16 protein-coding genes are annotated in these 16,925 nt (G+C 34.2%); 6 read left to right on the top strand and 10 right to left on the bottom strand.

What is annotated here, in order from left to right; translation table 11 throughout:
* Positions 1-4: 4 nt before the first annotated feature.
* The 10 genes from M0Q24_RS02895 to M0Q24_RS02940 form a co-directional block, all read right to left on the bottom strand.
* On the bottom strand, positions 5-1,159 hold the full coding sequence (locus M0Q24_RS02895; RefSeq protein ID WP_295046983.1) for an efflux RND transporter periplasmic adaptor subunit: 1,155 nt from the start codon (positions 1,157-1,159) through the stop codon (positions 5-7).
* The gene (locus M0Q24_RS02900; protein WP_295046987.1) at positions 1,152-2,321 is read right to left on the bottom strand and encodes a TolC family protein; all 1,170 of its coding nucleotides are present in this window, start codon (positions 2,319-2,321) and stop codon (positions 1,152-1,154) included. Before M0Q24_RS02900 ends, M0Q24_RS02895 begins: the two co-directional genes overlap by 8 nt.
* 263 nt (positions 2,322-2,584) lie before the next feature.
* The gene (locus M0Q24_RS02905) at positions 2,585-2,884 is read right to left on the bottom strand and encodes a hypothetical protein (protein WP_295046990.1); all 300 of its coding nucleotides are present in this window, start codon (positions 2,882-2,884) and stop codon (positions 2,585-2,587) included.
* Between the two features lie 43 nt (positions 2,885-2,927).
* Entirely contained in the window at positions 2,928-3,641 is a 714-nt protein-coding gene (locus tag M0Q24_RS02910; protein ID WP_295046992.1) for a TlyA family RNA methyltransferase, read from the bottom strand.
* Positions 3,638-5,590 carry an NAD-dependent DNA ligase LigA gene (gene ligA / locus M0Q24_RS02915; protein WP_295046995.1) on the bottom strand — a complete coding sequence of 651 codons (1,953 nt, stop codon included), beginning with the start codon at positions 5,588-5,590 and terminating at the stop codon, positions 3,638-3,640. The genes M0Q24_RS02910 and ligA overlap by 4 nt, the downstream gene beginning before the upstream one ends.
* A 25-nt stretch (positions 5,591-5,615) precedes the next feature.
* Positions 5,616-6,833, bottom strand: coding sequence for a hypothetical protein (locus M0Q24_RS02920; RefSeq protein WP_295046998.1), 1,218 nt, complete (start codon positions 6,831-6,833; stop codon positions 5,616-5,618).
* The gene (locus tag M0Q24_RS02925; RefSeq protein ID WP_295047001.1) at positions 6,830-9,010 is read right to left on the bottom strand and encodes an EAL domain-containing protein; all 2,181 of its coding nucleotides are present in this window, start codon (positions 9,008-9,010) and stop codon (positions 6,830-6,832) included. Before M0Q24_RS02925 ends, M0Q24_RS02920 begins: the two co-directional genes overlap by 4 nt.
* A 54-nt stretch (positions 9,011-9,064) precedes the next feature.
* Positions 9,065-10,393 (bottom strand): MATE family efflux transporter, encoded by a 1,329-nt coding sequence (locus M0Q24_RS02930; protein ID WP_366934168.1) that lies wholly within the window; start codon positions 10,391-10,393, stop codon positions 9,065-9,067.
* The gene (locus tag M0Q24_RS02935; protein WP_295047083.1) at positions 10,378-10,650 is read right to left on the bottom strand and encodes a hypothetical protein; all 273 of its coding nucleotides are present in this window, start codon (positions 10,648-10,650) and stop codon (positions 10,378-10,380) included. The genes M0Q24_RS02930 and M0Q24_RS02935 overlap by 16 nt, the downstream gene beginning before the upstream one ends.
* Entirely contained in the window at positions 10,640-11,854 is a 1,215-nt protein-coding gene (locus M0Q24_RS02940) for an MFS transporter (RefSeq protein ID WP_295047005.1), read from the bottom strand. Before M0Q24_RS02940 ends, M0Q24_RS02935 begins: the two co-directional genes overlap by 11 nt.
* Before the next feature lie 129 nt (positions 11,855-11,983).
* Between M0Q24_RS02940 and M0Q24_RS02945 the strand changes: the two genes are divergently transcribed.
* The 6 genes from M0Q24_RS02945 to hslU all read left to right on the top strand — a co-directional run bounded on the left by M0Q24_RS02945 (position 11,984) and on the right by hslU (position 16,890).
* Entirely contained in the window at positions 11,984-12,373 is a 390-nt protein-coding gene (locus M0Q24_RS02945; protein ID WP_295047008.1) for a flagellar protein FlaG, read from the top strand.
* Between the two features lie 124 nt (positions 12,374-12,497).
* Positions 12,498-13,715 carry an argininosuccinate synthase gene (locus M0Q24_RS02950; RefSeq protein ID WP_295047011.1) on the top strand — a complete coding sequence of 406 codons (1,218 nt, stop codon included), beginning with the start codon at positions 12,498-12,500 and terminating at the stop codon, positions 13,713-13,715.
* A gap of 13 nt (positions 13,716-13,728) precedes the next feature.
* Complete coding sequence (locus M0Q24_RS02955; protein ID WP_295047014.1) at positions 13,729-14,466, top strand: ferredoxin-thioredoxin reductase catalytic domain-containing protein; 738 nt, start codon at positions 13,729-13,731, stop codon at positions 14,464-14,466.
* A gap of 19 nt (positions 14,467-14,485) precedes the next feature.
* Positions 14,486-14,932, top strand: coding sequence for a 50S ribosomal protein L9 (rplI, locus tag M0Q24_RS02960; protein WP_295047016.1), 447 nt, complete (start codon positions 14,486-14,488; stop codon positions 14,930-14,932).
* Between the two features lie 87 nt (positions 14,933-15,019).
* Positions 15,020-15,565, top strand: coding sequence for an ATP-dependent protease subunit HslV (gene hslV, locus M0Q24_RS02965; RefSeq protein WP_295047019.1), 546 nt, complete (start codon positions 15,020-15,022; stop codon positions 15,563-15,565).
* A complete protein-coding gene (gene hslU / locus M0Q24_RS02970) occupies positions 15,562-16,890 on the top strand; it encodes an HslU--HslV peptidase ATPase subunit (RefSeq protein WP_295047021.1) in 1,329 nt (442 codons plus the stop codon). Before hslV ends, hslU begins: the two co-directional genes overlap by 4 nt.
* Positions 16,891-16,925 lie beyond the last annotated feature (35 nt).

Below are 16,925 nucleotides of genomic sequence, written 5' to 3' on the forward strand. Positions count from 1 at the left end.
CTCCTTAGTGACCATGTCCGCCAAGGGAAGATTTGAGTAGCTGAGACTTTACGAAGTAACTTTTGTCACTAACATAGATCTCCCCAACTCTTAATCCCTCAACTGCTACAAACTCTTCATCTTGAGCTACAATATTTACAACACGAACTCCGTAAGGTGTTTCTTTTTCTTCACCATGACCCTCATGCTCATCTACTTCTTTGGTATGTTTTTCATTCTCTTCTTCATGCTCATGACCTTCGTGTTCATCGTGAGCTTCTTCTTTGTGTTGCTCATGTTTAGAGGTAAAAATAACCCATTCATTGTTAAAAAAAGAGAGTGCAGATCTCTGTACTGCTACATAACTTTTTGTATTGTCAAAGTAAAGTTTAGCACTCGTATAAGCATTTTCATAAAGCTTGTTAAAACTACTATCTATGCTTGAGAGAAGGACTATTCTTTGTGTTTTCTCATCTACTTCTGGCAGTATCTGAGTAACATTAGAAGCTATTTTGTCATCCTCAACATCTATAACTATCTTTTGCCCTACTCTTACTCTAGATCCATACTTTAGAGGTAAAAAAGACTTCAAATAAAAAGCTTGTTCTTTTGTAACTAAGATGATCGGAGTATCCTCTTTTATGCTTGAGTGAAGTGGTTGTAGTATTTGTGAGACAATTCCATCACTATGAGCATAAAGGATGTAACTAGATGAAGCTCGCTTTAGTGAGCTTGTGTTTATGCCTAAAGTACTTAGTTGAGATTTTAAAGATGTTAGTTTTGCTAAAGCTTCATCTCTTTTAATGCTCTCTTGGTTTAACTCTTGCATCGAAGTCATCCCTTTTTCATAAAGAGTTTTAGAGGCTTGAAAGTTTTTCTCTTGTGAGTCTAGTTGAGTCTTTAAAGAGATGAAGTTTGCTGTCATATCTGAGAGGACTATAGACTCTATAAGAGCTATTTTTTCTCCACTTTTCACACTTTGACCTACTTTTACAAAGTACTTCTCTATGTGACCGCCAACAAGTGACATAACTGATTGTTTTGCATTTGAGAGCTGGACTATTTGTGAGTTTAACTCTATGGACTTTGAGAACTCTCTCATTTTTGCATGTTTTGTTGGTATGTCAACTGCAAATAGTGTCAGTGCTAAAACACTTGTTAGTAAAAAAATCTTAGTCATTATATACTCCTATGAGATAATTATTTGTGATAATATTTTTGCTTAACGAAGTCTCAATTTCTATAAGAGACTCTTTTGTTTGTATCACTCTATTTTTAATATTTTGAAGTTCTAGTAAGTTAATACTTGCTATTTTATAGCCATCTTCAAACATATCTAAAAGTTTTATTTGTGTTTTTAGAGTCTTCTCATTTTTAGATTTTAAAAGCAAGAGCAGATCTCTTTGTTTATTAAGCCTCTTTATCTCAATAGATAGCTTTGCCTCTTGGTTCTCTATTAGAAAATGAGTTTTGTCTGCTTCAAGCTTCGCTATTTGCATCTCTTGTTTTGAGTCGTTAAAAATAGCAAGTGGAATTGAAGCTCCAACTCTAAACACATCTTGATCTGGCTCATTCTCATACTCAGCACTTATATCTACCCACTTTACTTTGTGAGAACCTACTTGAGAAAGAGCTTTTGCTTCATTTTTATAGCTTAGGAGAAAATTTATCTCTGGGTTATTTGCAGGCGATGTTTCCTTAGCTAATTTAAACTCATGAGTAAATTCTAGTTCTATCTCTTGTGAAATTCCAGCAAATTCTAAAAGAGTAAAGTACTTTTCTTGTATGTCAAGGTTTAGAGTTTGTGCTTTTATCTCTACCATTTCAAAATCAACCTGAGATTGAAGCATCTCGCCCTTTGAAATAGTCCCTGCCATATTTCTTTGTACTGAGATCTCATAAATATGTTTTGCTATTTCTAACTCTTCTTTTGAAAGTTCATGCATTTTTCTTTGATCTGCATACTCTGTAAAAAGTAGTGAAAGATCACGAATAAACTCCGCATAAGAGAGAGCGTAACTCGAGGTTGCTTTCTTAATAGTTGCGTTTGAGAGAGCATCTGCATCACTACTAACTCCCCATAGTCTAATGGGCTGAGTAATGCTTACGCTGTATCCATTTTCATCTTTTGAACCATCTGGTTTAAACCTAGAGTAAACTAGATCTAGTGTTGGATTTTCATATCTTGTATGGATCCGACCTTGCTCTTTTGCTTGAGAGATCTCTAAGTTTGAAGATCTCAAGTAAGGGCTACTCTTTAGTGCGTTGTCTAAAAAAGCATCAAAATTTTGTGCAAATAGCGATGCTGAGATTAGGACAACTGCTAATAATATTTTTATCATTATGTATCCTCTTGTAATCAATAGTGTTGTGTGTCATCCTGAACTAATATGTCGTCATTCTGAACTACATCTCGTCATTCTGAACTTGATTCAGAATCTCATGAGACTCCGTGTCAAGCACGGAGTGACGGTTGTGTGTGTCATCCTGAACTAATATGTCGTCATGTTGAACTAATATCTCGTCATTCTGAATATGTCGTCATTCTGAACTACATCTCGTCATTCTGAACTTGATTCAGAATCTAGTTTTGTTTCGTAAAGGATTATGCGATTGGGGGTTTATAAAATTCTAGATGGGTTTTGAAGTTGTATATTTCTTTGTCAGTTTTGTTTGCGGTAACTTTGTAGTCAATGTTTTGTAACATAACCTTTTTAGAGAGTAAATATGACTGATGGTATTCAAAATGAATACTACATAGATCTCCATGAGGTTGTGGTGTGTCAAACTCGCTAATATACTCTACTACAGTGCAATGATCATCTTCTAATGCTACATAAACATACTCATGCAGTATAGAAAAACCAATAACAAAAAGTAATGATAGAGTAATTAATTTTTTCATTCGCTGAGTATAACCGATAAAGGTAAAAAAGAGGTTATCAAGTTTATTTTGTAAAAAAGTAACAATATTCTAAATTGCCCTCTTTGCCAGTTAATTTTGATGGAGATTTTTTAACAAGTCTCCACTCTTTTAACTTTGTAGCATCTTCAAACTTGATCATCGCTCTCTCTATGGCTTTTGGATCTGTTACAACACCATGTTTATCTCTCTTTGCCTCACGCCCTACTTCAAACTGAGGTTTAAAAAGAAGTATAATTTTTGAATATGCGAGTCTGTCAATATCGTCTAATATATTTAACAAAGATATAAAAGAGACATCACTTACAACTATGTCAAAGTGCTTCTCGCTCTTAAATTCTCTAATGTCACAAGACTCATAAGAAGTGACTCGTGGATCTTCTTTTATACTCTTGTGAAGTTGTTCGTATCCAACATCTACAGAGCTAACTTCTTTTACACCATTTTCAAGTAAAACCTCTGTAAAGCCACCAGTTGAAGATCCAATGTCTAAAGCTACAAAGTCTTCAAGATCAAGTTCAAGTTCAAGTTCATCTAAAAACGAAGCTAGTTTATGAGCTGAGCGAGAAACATAAGCTTTATGCTCTTTTATTTCTACCTCATCGCTCTCTTTTAGTACAAATGAACTCTTCGTTATTACTTTAGAGTTTACACTCACAAAAGAGGCTTTTATAAGCTCTCCAGCCTTCGTTCTGCTCTTAGCCAATGCGTTAGCTACAAGGTAGTTATCTAGTCTCATATAAGCTTAGATCTCATCTCATCTTCATCTAAACAAACAACTCCAAGATCCATAGCCTTATCATACTTACTTCCAGCATCTTCGCCATAGATCAAAAAGTCTGTTTTTTTAGAAACTGAACCTGAAACTTTTGCTCCAAGAGACTCTAGTAACTCTTTTATAACTCCGCGTGACTCGCTCATACTTCCAGTTAAAACAACAGTTTTTGCTTTAAATGGGTTTTCCTGTGCTTCTTCTCTTTTTACAGGTTCAAGCGGTTTTATAAGATCTTGCAAAATGGCTATTGTCTCACGGTTTACTCTCACAAACTCCAAAAGAGACTCAGCCATCTCTTCACCAATACCATCACATAAAATTATCTCATCTTTAGTAGCATCTACAAAAGCAGATCCAAAAGCTTCGCTCAAAGTCTTTGAAGCTACTTCTCCAATATGCTCAATCCCCAAAGAGTTTATAAATCTAAAATAGTCACAACCTTTAGCATTTTCTATAGATCTCAAAAGATTTTGTGCCTTTTTCTCTTTAAAACCCTCAAGAGTTAGAAGTTTTTCTTGAGTAAGATCAAAAAGATCCACTACGCTTTTTACGAGTCCTGAGTTAAAAAGAGCCTCAACTATTTTCACTCCTAAACCATCAATATTTAGACATGCTTTTGATGCAAAGTAGAGAATGGAGTTTACAACTCTAGCTGAGCACGCTAAGTTTTGACACTTAAGTAAAACTCCCTCATCTAAAAGTTCGCTCTCACAAATTGGACACTCCGTTGGTCTTATATATGCAACTTCACTTCCATCTCTCTCATGAGTTAAAACCTTAATGATCTTTGGAATAACATCACCACTTCTAAGAATGATTACCTTATCGTTTATGCGAATATCTTTTCTTTGTATCTCATCAAAGTTATGTAGAGTTGCTCTCTCAACTACAACTCCATCGATGTCGGTTGGCTCTACTTGTGCCACGGGAGTAACCACTCCACTTCTACCAACTTGAAGCACAATCTCTCTTACGGTTGTGATCTTCTCAACGGCAGGAAACTTATAAGCAACACTAAAACGAGGAGTTTTAACTGTATAGCCCATATCTATCTGCGATGCTATCTCATTTACTTTTACAACCATTCCATCGAGCATCATGCTATAAGAGTCTCTTTTTTCTAACATCTCTTTATATATGGACTCTATCTCATCAAAACCCTCACAAGTTTTTCTAAGAGGTGGTTTTCTAAAGCCAAGCTCATAGATGTACTCCATAACTTCACTCAAAAGTTTAAACTCTAAAGAATTTTCTCCTACTCCATAGGGTAAAAAAACCAAGTTTCTTGAAGCGGTAATGCTCGCATCAAGTTGTCTTAAACTCCCAGCCGCTGCATTTCTAGGATTTGCAAAGAGAGCTTCACCATTTTTAAGTCTAAGCTCGTTTATAGCTTCAAACTCATCTTTAAAGATAACAACCTCACCACGGATCTCTATACGCTCTTTATGTTTTATTGTAAGTGGAACAGATCTGATAGTCTTTACATTTTGAGTAATTAACTCTCCAATCTCTCCATCTCCACGAGTTATGCCTTTAGTTAAAACTCCATCTTCATAGATGAGATTTAGTGAGGCACCATCGAACTTTGGTTCACAATAAAAAGAGATCTTGCTATCGAGTTTGTAGGTTTTAGTAAGCCATTTTTGAAGTCCATCTGAGTCAAAAACATCTTCAAGTGACCACATACGAGAGAGATGAGAAGCTTTTACAAACCCACTAGATATAGCGTCTCCAACTCTTTGAGTTGGAGAGTTTGCTAATACCTCTTTGCTATTTGTGAGTTCATATGCTAAGACATCATGGTAAAGTTTATCATAGACTTCATCCGTTGTAAGAGCATCGTCTAAAACATAGTAGTGGTGTGAGTAGAGATTTAAGAGATCTACTGCTTTTTTATAGTCTTGATAATTCATAGCAAAATCCTATCTCAAAAAATATTTATATTCGCTGTTTTTTTGATATAAGTGCTTTTACAAGTGACTTTTTTATAGATAGAAATGATGCAGTATTTTGTTTTAAAATCTTTTCTTGAGCTTTGATGTCTCTTAAAATACTGTCCATCTCTCGCTCTAGTTTTAAGTACTTATCTAGCACTCCTCTTTTTATCTCTTTAGATAAGATATTTTCTATTGTCTTTTTTATATCTTTTATCTCTTGCTTTTTTTCTTCTATATCAATTCTTAATTGTTCTTTTTCTTTTGGATCTTTGATGCCATATATATCATCCAACATATCTTGAAGCACTCTAGCTTCAACTCTTAAAAGATCTGTCAATTTTTGTCTATCTTCTCTACACTCTTTGTTGTACTCTACTGGCGAGATTCCATCTACAAAAAACTCTACTATCTTTTTATCTAACTCCCTTGCATACTCTTTTATCTCTTGTATAGATACTTTTGTTCTGATATATACCTTGGCAACTGAGAGCATTGAGACTACATTCCACTTCATCCCCTCTTCAGTTAGTAACAATGGAACTTTATATTTATAACCATCAACTATAATAATATTTAGTGAGTAGTACTTTAAAAACTCAACCATAAAGTCATTTGATCTAGAGATCTCATTTAACATAAACTCAGCTACACCTTCAAAAACTTCGTTGAAATGTATCCTAAATATATATCCGCTAAAACCTTTTAAAAAGTCTTCACAATGATCAAATTCATTAACCAACTCTTGCATAATGATAGCTTGAACATATGCAAAAACAAACTTTTCATATCTATCATTATCTATCTTTTCTTCTAAAAAATATTTCTCTGTAAATGCTTTAACTATTTTGTTAAAAAACTTCTTACTCTCTGCTCTTGAGAAATACTCTTTGTAAAAATCTTTTAACTCACTCTCTTCTATACCATTGAATCTACCAGCTACAGTATTGGCATCTTTTTCAGTGATCTTTTTCTTTTTTTCAACATCAAAAATTTTTATAAATATCTGTTCTTGTTTGATTACAACTATATCACTCTGCTTTAGATCTAGTGCTTTTTTGATCGAAAACCTTAGTGCCTCTTTTGCTTCTTGCGTATCATCTATTATCTTATAGATACCATCTCTTAGCTTTTTTTTCAAAATAATGATTTGGTTATTTTTATACTCTACAAGACTTTTATTATCTTGTATTATTTCTATTATCTCTTCTTGTAACTTCATATAATCTCTATCTCTTTGTAATTATTTATAAAATCTTTAGGACGACCAAAATAGTAGCCTTGAAACTCATCAACTCCATACTCTTTAAGCAACTCATAGATCTCTTTGCTCTCTACAAATTCTGCTACTGTTTTTGTTTTAAGATCTTTTGCAAAACGAATAATACTCTTTACTAAAATCTGTGACTCTTGATCTTCTAAGATATTTTTAATCAGTGAACCATCGATCTTTAAGTAGTCTGGTCTGATCTTTAAGATATGAGCATAGTTTGCATAGCCACTTCCAAAGTCATCAATTGCTATCAAAACTCCTTGTCTTCTAAACTCTTTTATAGCCCTATGAAGTCTATCAAAATCCTCTATACCTTCTTGTTCAGTAATTTCTAAAACAATTTTTTGTGGTGAGTTAAAAGTAGTTATCAACTCTACTAACTTATCCATTAAAGAGTAATTAAAAAAATCATTTGGTAAGAGGTTTATAGAAATTTTTTCAGGTCTTGTTGCAAAAACTTCCAAGGCTTGAGAAAGCACTTCATGTGCTACATCTATATATAAACCACTCTTAATTGCAACGGCTAAGAAGTCATCTGGAAATATAATATTTTTCTTGCCATTTTCAAAGTTTATGATGCGCACAAGAGCTTCATACTTAATTATGACTCCATCTCTATCTGTAATTGGCTGAAAAAATGGAATAACATTTTTGTTATCTAATGCATGTCTGATGATTTTTTTCATCCCTAAAATATGTTGTGAGCTTTTTTTACTATCTACATTTTGCGAATAGGCAAGATATGGAAGTGCTTTTTCTTTAGCCTTTTTTATAGCCATTTGAGCTTGTTCTAGTGAGAGTTCATGGTCAAATGAGACGCCTGAGTAGATCTCAACTCTTAGCGTCTCTTCAATAATAGGAACATAGATAGATAGATTATTTATTTTATGATGAAGCTTATCTAGTATCTCCGTATAAATATCTACTTGAATATTTTTCTCCTCTCTAAGAAGTACATACTCATCCGCAGATATTCTATAAGAGTTAAAGCCATTAGCTTTTGCAAACTTCTCATGTTCACGGGCTACTTGAATCAGAACTTCATTTCCAACATCTATACCGTAGATCTCATTTAAAAGGCTAAACTCTTTAATGTTACTCAAAATCAAAACGTATGCCTCTCCTGAGTAGAGTTTAATGTTTAGGGCTTGTCTGTTTTTTAAACCAGTAAGATGATCTATAAATACTTTTTTTTTAAAATAATCAAGCATCATATTGAAACTTTTATGTAGAACTATAACAAGCAGTATCGCCACCAATATGCCCATAAAAAGAAGCTTATACATAAAGTCTCTGTTTTGATTGACAATCTCTGAACTATCAAGACCAACGATAAGATAACCCAAAGTTTGGCTTAAATGGTTTTGTAAAGGAATGTTCATATTTACTTTAAAATTAGGCATAGATTCTTTATCAGTAAAGTAGTTTTTTAGGGTTTGACTTCCTCTAATTAAATTGTAATTTTCATCTATGAAAACTTTATCATCTTCAATAATAAGATCTGATATACTTTTTTTAATAGCCATGCCTACTTCTATATCAAATATAATGCCTAAATCTTTGATAAAGTATCTTGGAGAAACTCCTAGCTCTACATTTCCAACATATTGTTTTTTGTAAAATATAGCTTGTGTAGTTCTATAAGTCATCTCAAACTTACCAACTTCAAACCCACTAAAAGATCTCTGCATATTGTTAGTATCAACTATAAGTGTTCTTTTTTTGTTAAGTTCATCGCCTCTAAACTCTCTCTTGTGTGCACGATAAATTGTCATGCCATCAGCAGAACGGAATGTAAGTATCTCTATATCTTTGTTAGCTATTTTTAATCGTTCATAGTATGGTGAAACTATTGCATCTAACTCTTGATAGTCTTCATTAGCGACTGCTTTAGCTAAACCTTCTGAGCTAATTATTTCATCAAGCTTAAGAGAGAGTGCCAAACTATTTTCAGTCAGTTTTGCTTTAAAGAGTTTTTGAGTTGAGTTAGTAATCTTCTCAAGCTCTTCATTTATAGAGTTTGTAAATTGATAGTTTAAAAAGGCATAACCCACTATCCACGATACTAAAAGTACGCTGATGGATAGTAAGAGTGTCTTTTGTTTCGTCTTTTGTGGTGTATTCAATATGACTCTTTGTTATCGTTTTTCATTTTTGGGACACATTGTAACATTTTTCATCTAAACTTTTGTATCTAACCACTCTCTTTTTTGATAAATATACCAATATATAATTCCTTTTAAAAGAGTTTCAATATTCATAATAACAAATATAGCCACCAAAGAAAATCCCATTTTATATGCTATATATGATGGCAAAACCCTAAAAAGCCATAAGGACCAAAAGTTAATCTTCAGAGTTGTTTTTGTAGCCCCTGCACCTCTTAGCGCTGCAGAGTAAACAAACATTATGGCAAGTGGGATCTGAGCTAAACCTACAAGTATAAGATACTGCGATGCAACTACAATTGTAAGCTCATCTTGTGTAAAAAATGAGACTAGAAACTCTGGAAAAAGTATCATAAACACACCAACACTTCCCATAAAAACATAGGCTACGCGTCCACTAATTATTCCCATATTATAGGCTCTTATTTTGTCATTTGCGCCAATATTTTGACCAACTAGAGCCATGGCTGCTATAGAAAAACCAAACCCTGGCATAAAAGCGATACCTTCTATTCGAAGCCCTACTTGATAACCAGCTAGTCCTGCTGTTCCATAGGCTGCGATGATAGAGACAAAAACTAAAAAAGACATACTCGAGATCCCACGATCTAGCGCTGCACTCCAACCAACTTTTAATGCTCTTATAATGTCATTCATTTTGATAATTGGTATAAAATTTAGCTTAGAACTAGATCTCTTTAGAAGAAAATAGTAGGCTACTATACTTAAAAAATAAGATATCAAAGTAGCAACGGCAGCTCCCTCAATTCCATAAGCATCAAAGCCAAAATGACCAAAAATAAGTACATAGTTAAAAAAAGCATTGACACCGGCAGAGAAAAGTTTTATATATAGCGAGCTTGAAGTGTCTCCTGCTGCTGAGAGTGCATTGTAAAGAAGATTGTCCAAAAATATAAGAACGATTCCAAGTGAGAGGATCTCAAAATATCTTGAACCCTCTAAGATAACATCTTGCGATGCTCCCATAAGTTCATAAATATAAGAACTTCCATAGTATCCGCCAATAGTTACAAATATAGATAAAAATATAGCAAAAAGCCCAAGCCCATAAAGCAGTGCAGAAGCTCTTTTTTTTCTGCCCTGACCAATATAACGAGCAATTACAGCATTTCCACCAACCACATAGAGAGTCATCAAAACATTTATAACCATCATAAACTGCATACTAAGACCCACTGCCGCAAGTGCTGAGACACTAATCATCCCAACCATAAGCATATCTATAAGGATTTGTAAAATATCTACAAGATGTTTTAAAGCTGCTGGGATGGCTAGGCGAAAGACTCTTTTTGTATCATTTGAGATTAGTTTTGAAAAAATTGTGCTACCTCTTGCATGGTTTTGATCAGCTCATCTTTTGTTTTAAAATGAAGAATTTTTTTATTCTTTTTTTCTTCATTTGCAAGCGTAAAATCAAAGACCAATATATACTCTTTTAGGTTAACTTTCTCCCCATTCATCTCTATCCATTCTAAACTCATCTCCGCCTCATCGCCTTGCATCTCTACAACTGCGGCTGGATAGAGTCTAGTTAACTTTGATAAATCAATATCTCCAATCTTAGAGTTATAAATCATCACTTACATCCTTAATTGTTTGTGTTTTTAAAATCCATTTAAAATAAAGCCCACCAAGGACAAAGCCAACTCCCATAAGCACAGCTATACTCTGCAAAGAGAAGTCATGTGTAGCTAAGAAACCTATCATAAAAGAGACAAGAGCAGCTGAACTTAAAAATAGCATATCATTATATGCAACCATGCGTCCATAATACTTCTCTTTTATATTTTTTTGCAAAAGAGTGTAAGTGTAAGACCAAAGAGTTGTAGTGAAAAACCCAACAAAGACACTAGCAAAAAGTGAAAGATAAAAGTCTCTCATTAAAACTGCCCAGATCCAAACCGCTACAGCTTGAGCCATAAAAACATAGACTAAAGTTTTGTTATTTACAAAGCGGCTAATTAGCATCGGACCAATCACTAATCCAACTGCGCGAGCTGAGTGAAGAAGACCAAGAGCTAGTGAACTAGCTATGATGCCTACATAGTACTGATCTACCATTAAAACTACAAGTGCATCAAAAGCAGTAAGTCCTACAAAAGCGTGGATAATCATAAGATGCAATGCCTGTGGAGTTCTTTTTATATATCTAAAAGTATCCTTCATCATCTCAAAAAGGTTTTCATCTGTCTTAATTATATTTATCTCTATTTTTAAATTATAAAGCAAGATAAAACCAACAACAAACATCAAAGCATCTACAATAAAAGCAACTTTAACACCAAACCAATAGACAAAAAAACCACTTATTGCCATTCCTAAAGTATATGAGAGTGACCAAATGATGGAATGAAGTTCGTTAGCCTTTTGAAGTTTTTTACCTCTTAAGATCTTAGGAAGAAGTGACATCTCAGTTGTAAAGTAAAAACTTGCAGCTGCCATTTTTAAAAATATCAAAAGATACAAAAGCCACATATCATCTACTGAAGTCACAAAAATCAAGAAAAACGTTGCAAAGATCTCTATAGTTATGAGTATGAGCAAGATCTTCTTAGGTTTAAAACTATCGATAATAGAGCCTGAAAAAGGAGCTTGAATAACACCTGCTAGGAAGTGAAGCATAGCAACAAAAGCTATAACAGATGCTGATGTATTAAGATTTAAAAGTAGCGTATAAATGGCGATATTACTAAACCATGCACCAAAATATGCGATGAGTTGAATAGTTGATAATCTTCTAAAAATGGGTTCTGATTTTAGTAGTTCTAGGTAGTCTTTCATACGTGAAAGATTATCATAGTTTTTGTAGCTTTTAGGACATATATTACAAATTTGTGCTTTTTAATTAAAGTCATCTATGAATATGCCGATTTTGTATTTATAGTATTCTTTATAATTAAGGAGCAAGTCATGGATGGCGTAGCAAATGTTGCAGGACAACAACAATTACAAACAAATATGCAAGAAACTCAAGGAAGAGAATCTGCACAGGTAGAAGCTGTAGTTAAACAACCTAAGCAAGTTGATATTGTAAAAGAGATTCAAAAAGAGAACTCTAACACAAATGAAAAGATAAATTCTAAAGAGCAAGTCCAAGAGTTAGTTAAACAACTAAACGATGCGATGTCGCCTATTACCACCGACATTAAATTTGGTGTTGATAGAGATGATATTTTTTATGTATCTGTTATAGAAGAAAAAACCAACAAGATGCTTAGACGATTTCCAGCTGAACAAGCTATGGATTTTCTTCCAAAAATGCAAGAAGTAGTTGGTATACTATTTGACTCAAAAGGCTAAGAGTTTAACTCCCTTTTGAATCAAACACTCTTCACTTAAATCTACTCTACACAATTTGCTAACCCACTTTTAATCTCTTTTATTGTAAACTCGCGACATTTATTTTGCAAAAGGGACATTTAGTATGAAAAAAGAAGTTAAAAAAGTAGTCTTAGCTTATTCTGGCGGACTAGACACTAGTGTTATTTTAAAGTGGTTACAAGATGAGTATAAGTGTGAGGTTGTAACTTTCACAGCAGACTTAGGTCAAGGCGAAGAGTTAGAGCCTGCAAGAAAAAAAGCTTTAGAGTTTGGTATCAAACCTGAAAATATCTTTATAGATGACTTAAGAGAAGAGTTTGTTAAAGACTATGTTTATCCTATGTTTAGAGCAAACACAATCTATGAGGGTGAATACTTACTAGGAACTTCTATAGCTCGTCCACTAATTGCAAAAAGACAAGCCCAGATCGCTAAAATAACTGGTGCTGATGGCGTTAGTCACGGTGCAACTGGAAAAGGAAACGATCAAGTTCGCTTTGAGATGGGTTACCTAAGCCAAGACTCGACTCTAACTATCATAGCTCCATGGAGAGAATGGGATCTAAACTCAAGAGAAAAATTACTCTCTTATGCAGAGAAGCATGGTATCTCTATAGAGAAAAAAGGTAAAAAATCACCTTATTCTATGGATGCAAATCTACTTCACATCTCTTATGAGGGCGGTATCTTAGAAGATCCAAACGCTGAGCCAGAAGAGAGTATGTGGTTATGGTCTTGCTCTCCTGAGAATGCTCCAGATGAGGCTGAGTATATTGAACTTGGTTATAAAAACGGAGATCCAATAACACTAAATGGTAAAGAGTTAAGTCCAGCTACAATGCTTAAAACTCTAAATGAGATAGGTTCAAAACATGGTATTGGTCGTATAGATATTGTTGAGAATCGTTTTGTTGGAATGAAAGCTCGTGGATGTTATGAAACTCCGGGTGGAACAATTATGCTAAAAGCTCATCGTGCTATGGAGTCCATAACACTTGACCGCGAAGCGACTCACTTAAAAGATGAGATGATGCCTCGCTATGCAAAACTCATCTATAACGGTTTTTGGTTCTCTCCAGAGAGAGAGATGCTCCAAGCTGCAATAGATAAATCTCAAGAATTTGTAGAAGGAAATGTGCGTCTAAAACTCTATAAAGGCAATATTATGGTTGTCGGAAGAAATTCTAGTGTTTCACTTTTCTCAGAAGAGTACTCAACTTTTGAAGAGGATGAAGTTTACAATCAAAAAGATGCAGAGGGTTTTATAAAACTAAATGCTTTAAGATTTATTATCGAAGGTAAAGCTAGAAAAAACAGATAACAAAAGGTGGCATATGAGTATAATAAAGATAGATATAAACTCTCATGAATTTCAAGCAGAGTTAGAAAAAACCATAGACTTTACAGACAAAGTTTTATCTCAATTTGGATGGCAATACCATCCAGAAGCTGAATTAAATGAGGGCGTACAACTAGGTCTCGCTAGAAACAAGATGATGTATGGAAAAAGATTTTGTCCATGTTTTATGGTTGATAGCAGTGGAGATAAACCAAAAAGTGTTGATGATAGAGTCTGTCCTTGTAAACCAGCTATAGAAAATGAAATTCCAACAGATGGAACTTGTCACTGTGGTATCTATTGTACACCAGAATTCGCTGCAAAAAAACGCTTAGAGATGGATATGAAAGAGATAGTTCACAATCACTCAAGAGGATTGAGTAAAGATGAGTGTGAGCTACTTGTAAATAAAGCAGAACTAGATGCAGATGAGCTACTATCACTTATAGAAGCTAGAGAACTAGGCATGACAAAGTTTAAACTTATAGATGTTCGTGAGCACATGGAGTGGCAAATGGGTCATATAAAAGGTGCTGATGCACTTGTTCCAACAAGCAGTTTTTTTCAAGTCCTAGATGATGCAAAATTAAGTAAAGATGAAAATATTATACTTTATTGTCATGTAGGAAGCCGTTCAGCTCACTGTGCTAGAATACTGGGCGATATGGGATATGAAAAAATAGGAAACTTAACTCGAGGAATAGTCTCTTATGCTGGAGAGATTGTAAGATAAAAAATTTAAGGAAAATTATATGAAAGTATTATTGATTAAAGATGTAAAAAGTTTAGGTAAAAAAGGTGAAGTTAAAGAAGTTAAAGATGGTTATGGAAAAAACTTTCTTGTAGCTAAAGGCTTTGCAAAACATGCTACTGCTGAGATTTTAGAACAACACAGAGCTGATGAGGCACAAAGAGCTGCTGATGAAGCTGCTGAGATTGCAAGTTTAAAAGAGATCGCTAAAAAGCTTGATAAGTTAGAAATTATCATTACTAAAAAAATGGGACAAAATGGTAGTCTTTTTGGTGCAATTACTAAAGATGAAGTAGCTCTTGCACTTCTTGAACAACACAATATTGAGATAGATAAAAAGCATATAATAGATAAAGTTGCTATAAAAACTGTAGGTGAACATGAGCTTGACTTAAAGCTAGGTCACGCTATTCACGCAAAACTACATGTGGATGTACAGGGAGAATAAAATGATAAAAATTCTCTTGTCACAAAGCATAGCTTCAGTGAGAGGAATTGAAGAGGGACTTGTTCCTCCTAAAGGAGACCGATAACGATGTTTGATGCTACTACAATACTTGCCTATAAAGGTAAAAACAAAGCTGTAATTGGTGGAGATGGACAAGTTACTTTTGGAAACTCAGTTCTAAAAGCAAATGCTACAAAAATCCGCACACTTCATAATGGCAAGATCCTCGCTGGTTTTGCAGGAAGTACAGCTGATGCATTTAATCTCTTTGATATGTTTGAGGATTTTTTAGAAGATAAAAAAGGCGACATTTTAAAGTCTGTTATCGAGTTTTCTAAAGCATGGAGAAAAGACAAAGTTCTTCGCCGCTTAGAAGCTATGATGATAGTTTTAAACAATGACCATATATTTATTCTTACAGGAAATGGCGATGTTGTTGAGCCTGAGGATGGAGAGATAGCTTCAATTGGAAGTGGTTCAAACTATGCACTCTCAGCTGCAAGAGCCTTAAAAAAGCACTCAGATCTAGACGAAGAAGAGATCATTCGTGAGAGCCTCTCTATCGCAGCAGATCTATGTATCTACACAAACCACAACATAAAAGTACTTACACTTCAAGGGGACACTCAGTGAATTTAACTCCAAAAGAGATTGTAGAGTATCTTGACAAATATGTCATCTCACAAAAAGATGCTAAAAAAACAATAGCTCTTGCTCTTAGAACAAGATATAGACGAATGCAGTTAAGCGAAGAACTTCAAAGTGAGATCATGCCTAAGAACATTCTTATGATTGGATCTACTGGTGTTGGAAAGACTGAGATCTCAAGAAGACTTGCAAAGATGATGAAAGTTCCTTTTATCAAAGTAGAAGCTAGCAAATATACTGAAGTTGGTTTTGTTGGTCGTGATGTTGAGTCAATGATCCGAGATCTAGTTATCGCTGCTATTGCTATTGTAAAAGAAGAAAAAGAGGGGCAAAACCAAGAAAAAATAGATAACTATGTTTTAAATAAAATAGTTGAAAAACTTCTCCCTCCCCTACCAGAGAGTGCAAGCGAGAGCAAAAAAGATGATTATCAAAGACTTTTAGAAGTTATGGAGAGACGTGTCAATGATGGAGAGATGGACGATAAAATCATCGAACTTGAAGTTGATAAGATCCATGTTGAATTTAGCGATACAAATCTTCCTCCTGAGATGGCAAAAGTTCAAGAATCTTTTTCTAAGATCTTTGAATCTATGAACAAAGAAGATAGAAAAAAAGAGTTAAGTGTTAGAGATGCAAAGAGTATTTTAAGAGCTGAAGCTAGTCACAAACTCTTAGATATGAATAGCATAAATGCCGAAGCACTAAGAAGAGCTGAAGATGGTGGCATAATCTTCTTAGATGAGATAGATAAAATTACTATCAGTGCAAAGTCACAAGGCAGAAATGACCCTAGTAAAGAGGGAGTTCAAAGAGATCTGCTTCCTATAGTTGAGGGAAGTAGTGTTACTACTAAGTATGGAGTTATAAACACTGACCATATTCTCTTCATCGCAGCTGGTGCATTTCATACAACAAAACCAAGTGATCTTATACCTGAACTTCAAGGTAGATTTCCACTAAGAGTTGAACTTGAATCTCTGACTGAGGAGACTCTTTATAAGATTCTTACTCAGACTCAAAACTCACTTTTGAAGCAGTACGAAGCACTTTTAGGTGTAGAAGATGTTAAGCTTGTTTTTGAGGATGAGGCGATAAAAGCTATAGCAAAACTATCACATCGTGCAAATGAGATAACTGAAGATATCGGTGCTAGACGTCTTCATACTGTACTAGAGCGAGTCTTAGAAGATGTAAGTTTTAATGCTCATGAGTACAAAGGCAAAGAGTTTGTAATAAAAAGCGAACTTATACACGAAAAACTAGATCTTATTGTCGAAGATGACAATCTGTCTCGTTATATACTATAATCATAAAAAATGATTTTATTAAAGGTAATAAAGAA

The sequence above is a fragment of the Sulfurimonas sp. genome, from assembly GCF_023228785.1.
In the GTDB taxonomy this organism is placed as follows: Bacteria; Campylobacterota; Campylobacteria; order Campylobacterales; family Sulfurimonadaceae; genus Sulfurimonas.